The 9,649-nt window shown below is 72.1% G+C and carries 8 protein-coding genes; 4 read left to right on the forward strand and 4 right to left on the reverse strand.

The features are described from left to right. The 4 genes from J0670_RS19785 to J0670_RS19800 form a co-directional block, all read right to left on the reverse strand. A partial coding sequence (locus J0670_RS19785; RefSeq protein WP_207812962.1) for a hypothetical protein occupies positions 1-1,211 on the reverse strand: 1,211 nt, incomplete at its 3' end. Next, positions 1,208-3,163, reverse strand: a complete 1,956-nt coding sequence (locus tag J0670_RS19790) for an anthranilate synthase family protein (protein WP_207812963.1) — start codon at positions 3,161-3,163, stop codon at positions 1,208-1,210. The genes J0670_RS19790 and J0670_RS19785, both read right to left, overlap by 4 nt. Then, positions 3,160-3,816: an isochorismatase family protein gene (locus J0670_RS19795; protein ID WP_207812964.1), complete on the reverse strand. Its 657-nt coding sequence runs from the start codon at positions 3,814-3,816 to the stop codon at positions 3,160-3,162. Before J0670_RS19795 ends, J0670_RS19790 begins: the two co-directional genes overlap by 4 nt. Further along, positions 3,813-5,012 (reverse strand): 3-deoxy-7-phosphoheptulonate synthase, encoded by a 1,200-nt coding sequence (locus J0670_RS19800; protein WP_207812969.1) that lies wholly within the window; start codon positions 5,010-5,012, stop codon positions 3,813-3,815. Before J0670_RS19800 ends, J0670_RS19795 begins: the two co-directional genes overlap by 4 nt. Before the next feature lie 251 nt (positions 5,013-5,263). Between J0670_RS19800 and J0670_RS19805 the strand changes: the two genes are divergently transcribed. The 4 genes from J0670_RS19805 to J0670_RS19820 all read left to right on the forward strand — a co-directional run. Beyond that, positions 5,264-6,601, forward strand: coding sequence for a peptide ligase PGM1-related protein (locus tag J0670_RS19805; RefSeq protein ID WP_207812965.1), 1,338 nt, complete (start codon positions 5,264-5,266; stop codon positions 6,599-6,601). Positions 6,602-6,632: 31 nt separating this feature from the next. Beyond that, entirely contained in the window at positions 6,633-7,376 is a 744-nt protein-coding gene (locus J0670_RS19810; RefSeq protein ID WP_207812966.1) for an SDR family NAD(P)-dependent oxidoreductase, read from the forward strand. Between the two features lie 55 nt (positions 7,377-7,431). Next, a complete protein-coding gene (locus J0670_RS19815) occupies positions 7,432-8,685 on the forward strand; it encodes an ATP-grasp domain-containing protein (protein ID WP_207812967.1) in 1,254 nt (417 codons plus the stop codon). A 409-nt stretch (positions 8,686-9,094) separates the two neighbouring features. Next, positions 9,095-9,649: ATP-dependent Clp protease proteolytic subunit (locus tag J0670_RS19820; protein WP_243437250.1), on the forward strand; the 555-nt coding region annotated here is incomplete at its 3' end.

The following is a 9,649-nucleotide window of genomic DNA, read 5'->3' on the forward strand; positions in this document are numbered from 1 at the left end:
TGCTCCTCGTCTCGCGCCGGGCCGGGCCCGGGGCGCGGGTCGTGGGCCGGGCCCAGTCGCCGTTCGGCCAGGGTGCTGACCCCGGCCAGGGCCGCGGCGAGCGCGACGCCGACCAGGATCGCGGTGCTCGGGGCGAAGCGGTCGAGCATCACCGCCGCCAGCACGGCCGACAGTGAGTAGCCCACCCCCTGCACGGAGTACATCACCGAGTAGCCCGCGGTGTGCGCCGTGGCCGGCAGCACCTCGCGCAGCGACAGGTTGCGGGTCACCATCACGACGGCCTGCAGCACGCCGGCCACTGCGAAGCCCAGCACGATGCCGACGAGGCCCGGGACGAGGGCCACGGCGGTGATGCCGAGCGCGGTCCCCGCCAGGCAGGCCAGGCTGTGGGAACGGGCGCCGCCGGGCCAGGTGCGCAGCCCGTAGAGGAAGGCGCCGAGCGCCGACAGGCCGGCGAAGGCCATCAGCAGCGGCCCGGCCAGGCCCACCGCCAGCCCGCGGTCCTGGAGCAGCGGCGCGAGCACCAGCTCGGCCACGGCCATCAGGGACATGGCGGCCGCACTGGTGAGGTAGATCGGCCAGCCGGACAGCACGAGGGAGGTCGACGGGCGCTCGGCCTGGGCTTCCGTGGCCTGCTCGGCGGCCTTGGCGGAGCGCAGCGTGCTCACCAGCGCGGCCGCCAGGAGCAGGAAGAGCGCACACAATCCCATCGGTGCCCCGGGTGCGCTCTGCAGGGCCAGCAGGGTCACCAGGCCGGGGGCGATGAGCCAGAGCACTTCGGTGAGGATGGAGTCGGCGCTGAAGGCGCGGGCCACGTCCTGCTCGGGGATGATCGTGGTCAGCAGGGTGCGCAGGGCGCCGGGGCTGGCTGCGGGTGCCCCACCCGCCACGAAGGCGGCGACGGCCAGCAGCGGCAAGGGGCCGTGCGGCCACAGCGCCGGGACGGCGAATCCGATGCCGCCGACCGCCAGTTCGGCGGCCAGGTGCAGGCGCAGCCGTCCGGTGGACAGGAGGGTGCCCAGCAGCCAGGCCCCGACCACCTCCCCGCCGATGAAGACGGCGGCGAGCACGCTGCCCGAGGAGTAGCCGCCGGTGGCGTCGTGGCCGAGGAAGACCATGGCCAGGGGTGCCATGGCGACCGGCAGGCGGGTCATGGACGCGGTCAGCGCCCAGGCCCCGGTCTGCGGGGTGAGGATGGCGCGGTAGCTCATACGGCCTCGCTCGGGGGGATGGAAGTGGTGGGAAGCCGGTGCGGGCGGTACGGCAGCAGGTGGTCCAGCGCGTCCGCCAGCACCGATACGCCGTCGGAGCTGAGCACCGACTCCGGATGGAACTGGCAGGAGTACAGCCCCGGACCGCGCAGTGCGTGGATCTCGCCCGTCTCCTTGTCCCGGCAGATGTCCACGCGCCCGCCGACGGTCTCGCCGGACAGGGCGTCGTCCTCGGCGCGGGCGGCGAAGGTGTTGTAGAAGCCCACCCGCACCCGGCGGCCGAACAGGTCGATCTCCCGGCGTACGCCCTGGTTGGGCTGTCGGCGCCGCACCAGCGGCAGCCCGAGCAGCCCGCTCAGCACCTGATGTCCGAGGCAGACCGCGAACAGCGGCAGGCCCTCGGCCAGCACCGCGCGCACCACTTCGCGCAGTGCGGCGATCTTCGGGTGACCGAGCTGGCGGGGATCGCCGGGCCCCGGCCCGACGAGAACCAGGTCGTACCCGCTCGGGGAGATCGGTTCGTCGAACCGGCTGACGGTCACCTCCGCTCCCAGGAAGCGAAGTTGGTGCGCCAGCATGGCGGTGAACGTGTCCTCGGCGTCGACGGCCAGTATCCGACCGCGCCCTCCGTCCGGGGACGACCGGGTGGGTACGAGGTCAGGTTCGGCCGCGGCCAGCCAGAAGTCGGCCAGACCGTTGTTGCGGGCGGCCAGCGCGGCGCGTACCGCGGGATCCTCGGCGATCCCCCGCCGCCCCGGAGCGGGCCGGGTCGGCGCGACCGGCGGCCCGCCCAGGGCACGCAGCACCCCCAGGGCCTTGGCCCGGGTCTCGGCGACCTCGGCCTGCGGATCGGAGTGGCGCACCACGGTGGCGCCCACCCCCAGAGCGAGCCCGCCGTCGTGGTCGAGCTCGGCGGTGCGGATCATGATCGCGGAGTCCAGTTCCGGCCTGCCCCGGTCGTCCGTGCCCAGCAGTGCCACCACCCCGCTGTAGTAGCCGCGGCCTTCGGACTCGTAGCGGCTGATGGCCCGGCAGGCGCTCTCCACCGGGCTGCCGGTGACCGTGGGGGCCGGCAGCGTGCGCCGCAGCACCTCGTGCGCCGGCAGGGCGGACGCGCCTTCGAGGTAGTACTCGGTGTGTGCCAGGTGCGCCATCTCCTTCAGGTACGGCCCCACTACCCGGCCGCCGCCCTCGCACACCGACGCCATCATCTTCAGTTCCTCGTCGACCACCATGTACAGCTCGTCCGACTCCTTGGTGTCGGCCAGGAACCGCAGCGCGCCGGCCAGGCTGGGCCCCTCCTCGGGGAAGCGGTAGGTGCCACTGATCGGGTTCATCACCGCCGTGCCCCCGTGCAGGCTGACGTGGCGTTCGGGGCTGGCGCCGACGAAGGCGCGTTTCCCCGTGTGGACGGCGAACGTCCAGTAGGCGCCCTCCTCGTGCAGCAGCAGCCGGCGCAGCATGGCGCAGGCCAGCCGCGGCAGGTGGCCGCCCACCCGCGCGGTGAAGGAACGCCGGACGACGAAGTTGGCCCCCTCGCCGCGTCCGATCTCCTCGGCGATGAGCCTGCGCACCACCCCGGCGTACGCGTCGTCGTCGATGTCGAATCCGGCATCGGTCAACTCGACCGGATCATCCGGCAGTTCCCGCAGTGCGTCGGCCAGCGGGACGCTCCACCGCTCCGTCACCGCCAGCGCCAGCAGCGGCGCGTGGTCCTCGGGGTACGCGAACCCCCGCTCGCCGATCTGGCGGTAGGGCAGGACGGCGAGCAACTGCCGGTGGTCGCCCGGGTGACCCGTCGGCGTCGCCAGCTGCGTGAGGCTCTCCAACTCGGAGACCTCGCCAACGAGTACGTCGAGCATGTCCGGGGAGCCGGTGGCCGACCCGGGACGGTACAGCAGGGCGAAGGGCGGCGCTTCCTCGCCGCTCCACAGGCTCCTCAGGGGCCTCATCCGGCGCCCTCCTCGCCCGCCAGGTCGTCGAGGACCTGCTTGGTGGCCGGGGTCGCGGCGCAGGCGCGCGCCCCGTACGTGAGGGCGAGCCGGTGGTCCTCACCGCTGAAGTCGGCGACCGCGTCGGTCACCAGGAAGGGCTGGATGCCGTGGGAGAAGGCCTCGACCGCGGTGATCAGGCAGCCGAGGTGGGCGTACACCCCGCACACCACCAGCTGGTCGCGGCCCGTCTCCCGCAGCAGCTCCAGCAGCGGCGTGTGGTGGAAGGCGCTGTAGCGCCACTTGGTCAGGACCCGGTCGTTCGGCCCGGGGGCCAGCTCGTCGACGATGCGCCGGTCCTCGTCGGCCGCCGACATGCCGGCTCCCCAGAACGCGTCGAGCAGCCCGCGCTGCTCGGGTGTCATGCTGCCGGGCTGCGCGGTGTAGACCACCGGTACGTCCAGCTCCGCGCAGGCCTGGCGAAGCCGCACCGCGTTGGGCAGCACCACCGACATCGGCGGGGCGTCGGGGCGGAACGGCCGCAGGAAGTACTCCTGCATGTCGTGGACGAGCAGGACGGCCCGTCGGCGGTCCACCCGCCAGCCGGTCCGGTCGAGGCCCGCGTACGCCTCGGCGGGGAGGGCGTAGGGGGCGATGGCAGCGATGCCGGTCATCGGGAGACCTCCGCGTACTCGGTCGGTCGGGCCGGTTTCCAGGCCCGCACGGCGGCGAGCGCTTGGCCGCGGTTCAGCCGCGGGTCGCACAGCGTGGTGTAGGCCGTGCCATGGCGCGGCCCCGGGTCGGACGGTCGCCACAGGCACTCGGCGACCTGATCGGCCGTCGCCTCCAGGTGCAGGCCGCCGGCCACGCCCCCGGCGGCGGGCACGGCCGCGCAGAACGCCTCGATCTCCGCGACGACCTCGGTCATCACCCGGGTCTTGAGCCCTCCCGGGGCGGTGACGGTGTTGCCGTGCATGGGGTCGCACAGCCAGATCACCGGATGGCCGGCCGCACGTACCGCGGCGACCAGTTCCGGCAGCTGCTGCTCGACCCTTCCGGCGCCGAGGCGGGCGATGAGCGTCAGGCGGCCCGGCTCGCGCCCGGGATCGAGGCGCTCGCACAACCGCAGCAGCTCGGGCGCGGTCATGGTGGGGCCGACCTTGCAGGCCACCGGGTTGGCCACCGACGCCAGCAGCCGCACGTGGGCGCCGTCCACGTCGCGGGTCCGCTCGCCCACCCACGGCCAATGGGTGGAGGTCAGCAGCAGGCGCCCGTCCGCGGTCCTGCGCACCAGCGGAACCTCGTAGTCGAAGAGGACGGCCTCGTGGCTGGTCCACACGGTGCGTCGCGACGGGCCGCCGGCCGCCTGCTCGCGCAGGTACGCGCCGGCCGCCCGCGCGGCCTCGTAGCAGACGAGCATCCGGCCGGGGTCGGCTCGCCGGGCGGCCGGGTCGGCCTCGGGCGCGTTGATCATCAGCCCCCGGAAGGCGGGCAGGACGACGCCGTCGACCACCTCGGTGGCCTTGGACCGAGGCTTGGCGAACTGCCCGGCGATCCGCCCCACCATCAGCGCGGGCCGGCCCGTCGCCCCCGCCAGCTCCGCCGCCAGACCGTGCAGCAGCTCGCTCTTGACCGCGAGCCGGCCCGGGACACAGTCCTCCGGGTCCTCGGCGCAGTCGCCGGCCTGCACGACGCACAGCTCCCCGGCCGCCACCTCGCCCAGCAGTCGGCGAAAGGCGTCGACCTCGTCCTCCCGCACCAGGGCGGGAAGCGCGGCAAGGGATTTCACCACGTGATCGGATGCGTCGTGCCACTGCGGCTGTTGTCGGGCCGGCAACAGCCGCCAGTGCTCGATCTCTTCGTCGGACAGCGGCTGTGGGTCATCGCCGGCACGAGCCTGTCCATTCACCTGAGGTCTCCTCGATTGACCGGGTGGAATACGGCTTCGGGAGCCTACGAACACATGGTGCGCAGCCGCACCTACTCGTTCGGGTAGGGGGCCGCTGATGCGGTTATCCGCCTACCCGGTCGGGTAGTTGCCGCAATTCCGCCGGGCTGTGAATGCTGATCCACGGCGTCGGCGGCCCGTCGGGCGGCCCTTATCCGGAGGCGGTCACGGCCATGGCAAAGATCATCATCGGTAACCAGCTGACCGAGGAGACCGCGGAAGGCGACCGTGCCCTGCCGGCCGAGTACCTCAGCTACCTGGCCGCGGTGACTCACCGGCTCGCGTGGTGCGCCGACGCGCACGACATCCTCGTCCTGCCCACCCCGCCGGACGAGGAGTTCCTGGCCTACGTCTGGGAGCGGCTCGGCATCGCCGACACCGCCCCGGCCGTGCTCGTGCCGCCCCCGGGCGTGCGCGGCAGTTCCCTGCTCTACCTCGACCGCCTGCGCGACCCGGCCTTCCTGCGGCAGTTGCGCACCCTGGCGCAGGAGCGCGGCGCCGACCGTCTGTACCCGTTCTACACCGACGCCGGCATATCCGAACTCGCCGAATACCTGGGCCTGAAGGAGTCCACGCCCGGCCACGCATTCCTGGCCGAAGGCGGCAACGAACTCGTCAACAGCAAGACGTTCTTCAGGACGCTGGCGGCCGGAAACGGGATACCCGTCCCGCACGGACGCACCGTGTCCTCGCCGGCGGAGGCGGACGCGTTCATCCGCCCGCTACTGCTCGCCGGGGAACCGGTGATCGTCAAGCAGGACCTGCACGGCGGCGGGTACGGCAACGAGATCCTGGCGCCGCACGCCGGCCTGGCCGGGTACGGGGCCGAGCGCGTCACCGTCCTGGACCACCCGCAGGACGCCCTCGCAGCCCACCTGGCGCAAGCCTGGGACCGGTACAGCAACGGCGGGCGGCGCAAGGTCGTGGTCGAGCAGTACCTCGACGGGTCGATCCCCATCTACATCGAACTGCTCGTCGCCGACCGGGACGTGACGGTCGTCGGCTACGGCGAGATGCGGATGGCACCCACCAACAACGGCCTGGTCATCCCCCCGCCGTCGGGCGAACTGCCGTCCTTCCCCGGATTCCTGGCGCACGCCGAGCGGATCGGGCAGTCCGTGCGCGGCCTCGGCTACCGCGGCCCGATGAGCATCGACGCCATCGTCGTCCCGAGCGGCGACATCCTGTTCAACGAGTTCAACGGCCGGATCGGCGGCTCCACTCACACCCACCGCATCGGCGAGCGCCTGCTGGGGCCCGACCACTGGTCGGACCGGGTGCTCATCGCCCGCAGCCGGTGCGGCTGGAACTCCCTCGCCCAAGCGGTGGAGACGCTCCGGGAGAACGGCCTCGACTTCGACCCGGTCACCCGGACCGGGGTACTCATCGCGGGGGACAGCAGCGGCACGCCGGGCCCGTCCGGCCAGTGCCTGATCGTGGCCAAGGACCTGCCGCAGGCGCAGAGCACCGAGGCCGCACTGATCCGGGCCCTGGCGCTGAAGGAGGACTGACATGCCCCACGCGTCGACAGCCTCTTCCGCCATGACCGGAACGGCACTCGTGACCGGAGGCGGAAGCGGCATCGGCCGCGCCGTCGCCGTCGCCCTCGCCGCGGCGGGGATGCGCGTGGTGGTGACGGGCCGCACCGAGGAGACCCTCGCGCACACCGTGAAGGAGATCCGGGCCGCGGGCGGCACGGCCTCCCACGTCCTGGCCGACGTCACCGTGGGGGACGAGGTGGCCCGCGCCGTACGGACCGTCGCCGACCGGTACGGCTCGCTCGACGTCGCCGTGAACAACGCCGGCCTGCCGTCCTGGGGCCTGGCCGCCGACGTGCCGCCCCAGGAGTGGGACCAGGTTCTCGGCGTCAACGTCACCGGTACCTGGCTGTGCATGAAGTACGAGATCGAGCAGATGCTGCGCCAGCGCCGCGGCAGCATCGTCAACGTCTCGTCCCGAATCGGTGCGCACATGCGGGTCACCCACCAGAGCGCGTACGCCTCCAGCAAGGCCGCGGTCAGCACTCTCACCCGCTCCGCGGCCCGCGAGTACATCGCGCACGGCATCCGCATCAACGCGGTCAGCCCCGGCCCCACGGACACCGCGATGGCCGTCTGGCCCGGCGAGACACCCGCCGACCGGGACACCCGCGTCGCCCGGGAGATCCCGGCCGGCCGGCTGGCCCGTCCCGAGGAGATCGCAGCCGCCGTGGTCTGGCTCGCCTCGCCGGCGGCGGCGTACGTCGTCGGCCACGACCTGGTCGTCGACGGCGGCCTGAGCGCCTGAGCCCGAGGCGTCCACACCCGAGCGCCTGAGCACCCACCAGGAAGGAGCGCCCCGTATGTCCGCCATCCCGCCGCCGCTCGTCGCCGTGGTCGACGGCTACTCCAGCGGTGCACACCTCGTCCGCGAACTGCTGGACCGCGGCGCCGCGTGCCTCCACGTCCGCAGCAGCCCCACCGTGAACCCCTACTACCAGGCCACCTTCAACCCCTCGCACTACGTCGACGACCTCGGCCACGACCCCGACCCGGCGGCCGTCGCCGCCCGCCTCACGGCGCGCGGCATCCAGCACGTGGTGGCCGGAACCGAGTCGGGCGTGGCCCTGGCCGACCACCTCGCACACCTGACCGGCCGTCCGGGCAACGTCCTGGAGCTGGCACCCGCGAGGCGCAACAAGTTCCGTATGGCCGAAGCCCTGGCCGACGCGGGACTCGACGCACCGCGCAGCACCCTGGCGACGGATCCCGACGAGGCGGCGCAGTGGTTCACCGGCAGCGGATCGGACGCGGTCGTCGTCAAACCGGTCGACAGCGCCGCCTCCGACCACGTACGCATCTGCCGCAACGCCGTGGAGGTGTCACGGGCCGCCGCGGACGTGCTGGAGTCGGCGAACCTGTTCGGCACCCCCAACCGCACCGTGCTGCTCCAGGAGTTCCTGGAAGGCCCCGAGTACTACGTCAACACCGTCTCGGTCGACGGCCGCCACCTCGTGGTGGAGACCTGGCGCTACACCAAGAGCCGAACCCCGGACGGAGCCCCCGTCTTCGACTTCGAGGAGCCCGCCGACCCGGAATCACCGCAGGTGCAAGGCCTGCACCGCTACCTGTCCGAGGCACTCACCGCACTCGGCATCCGCAACGGCGCCGCCCACAGCGAGGTGGTACTCACCTCGCGGGGGCCGGTGCTGATCGACCCGGGCGCGCGGTTGGGCGGAGGCGTGCTGCCGTGGGTCTCCGCGAAGCTCGCCGGCCACTCGCACGCGGGACTGCTGGCCGCGGGCATCGTCAACCCGCCGGAACTGTCCGCCGCCGCCCTTCCCTTGCGCTGGGAACGGCCCATCCGCTACGTCTCACTGATCAATCACTTCCCGGGCACCGTCGCCGACCTCGGCTGGCGGGACCGCCTCGCCGACCTCCCCACCGCCGTGGCCGTCGCGGCCCTCCCCAGCCCCGGCACCCATCTGCCGCGCACGCACGACCTGTTGACCTCGCCCGGCTTCCTCTACCTCAGCGGTACGACCCACGAGGAGGTCGAGGCCGACTACCGGACCATCCGCGGCTGGGAGCGGAGCCCTCTCTACACCGGGCCCTGAGCTCGACCCTGTCGGGGATCTCGGACGACGGGACTCAAGTGTCGGGGGTCCGCCAGGACTTCGAAGCGGCGCGGGGCGATTGCGGCGAACGCCTCGGCGTCACCGCTTGGCGATCGAACGAACCGGTCCCGGCTTGACGCCTACCGCCGCCCCAACCGGGCATTTTCCAGCGCGTAGGCCGACCTTGCGCTGTCAGCGAACGATTGCGGAGCGCATCGTGGCCCTGATGAGATCGTGTTACGTTCATTCAGAACGGTGAAGCCACAGGCGAGTTCGTGCAGCATGCCTCATGAGAGCTGCGGCTGTGAGGCGGCCTGAACTGGCTCCGAGATCTACAGGGGGTCCGATGGACTTTCGACAGGGAAACGACCGGGACGCGATTCTTCCTCGGGCGAACGGCGGTGTGGGCATGAGCATGGGCGACCATGTGTTCAACAAACTCCTGAGCGATCGGATCGTCTTCCTCGGCCAGGAAGTCGACGACGACATCGCCAACAAGATCACGGCGCAGCTGCTGTTGCTGGCGGCCGACTCCGACCAGGACATCTACCTCTACATCAACTCGCCGGGCGGGTCGGTGACCGCCGGCATGGCGGTCTACGACACGATGCACTACATCAAGAACGATGTCGTGACCATCGCGATGGGCTTCTGCGCCTCCATGGGCCAGTTCCTGCTGACCGCCGGCGCCAAGGGCAAGCGCTTCGCGCTGCCGAACACGAAGATTCTCATGCACCAGCCCTCCGCGGGTCTCGCGGGCTCCGCCAGTGACGTGCGGATCTACGCCGAGCAGCTCGTCCGTACCAAGCGGCAGATGGCGGAGCTGATCGCTTCGCACTCCGGCCAGGACGTCGAGAAGATCGTCAAGGACTCCGACCGCGACCGCTGGTTCACCGCGCAGGAGGCCAAGGAGTACGGCCTGATCGACGAGGTGATGGGCTCGGCGTCCGGGATCCCGGGCGCC

This window comes from Streptomyces sp. FH025 (assembly GCF_017427025.1).
In the GTDB taxonomy this organism is placed as follows: domain Bacteria; phylum Actinomycetota; class Actinomycetes; order Streptomycetales; family Streptomycetaceae; genus Kitasatospora.